This is a genomic window from Mycolicibacterium pyrenivorans (assembly GCF_025821625.1).
Taxonomy (GTDB): Bacteria; Actinomycetota; Actinomycetes; order Mycobacteriales; family Mycobacteriaceae; genus Mycobacterium; species Mycobacterium pyrenivorans.
The window spans coordinates 1-488 of the sequence record NZ_JACKSH010000210.1 but is presented as its reverse complement, the minus strand read 5'-3'; the positions used below and the strand labels follow the sequence as shown (position 1 = coordinate 488).

The window sequence follows — 488 nt, the reverse complement described above, 5'->3', positions numbered from 1 at the left end:
CGTTGACTGCCGAGACGACGGACGCGGAAACGCTGTCCAGCAGCTTTCCGGCGATGCCGCTGGTGGTCTCGATCGACTGGCTCAGATCGGGATTGTTGACCAACTGCACGTTCGGGTCGGACATCATGGACATCCGCTTGACCATTTCCTGGGCCAGTTTCTGCGCCTCGGGCGAACCGACGCCCAGCACTTCGCTCATGCCGAACAACGTGGACGGCTCGGTGCCGGCCAGGGTGGTCATCGGCCGGCCAGGGTGGTTGTCCGGCAGTTCGCCGCCGAGGCTGACCAGCAGCTGTTGCATCATCATCTGGCCGCGGGCGCCGACGGCGCGGCTCAGCCCCTGCGTCTGGGCGCGGATCTTCTCGTCGTCGATGCGCACCGAACCGGTGATGGTGTCTTCGGCGGTCAGCAAGATCGGCGCGTACAAGGTGACGCGCTCGCGCAGCCCGATGCTGTTGGAGGCCACCTGATGCTGTTGGAGGCCACCT

At 65.6% G+C, this 488-nt stretch carries 1 pseudogene; it reads right to left on the bottom strand.

The features are described 5' to 3' along the window. Positions 1 to 488, bottom strand: a pseudogene (locus H7I57_RS23710) (ATP-binding protein); the annotation flags it as partial.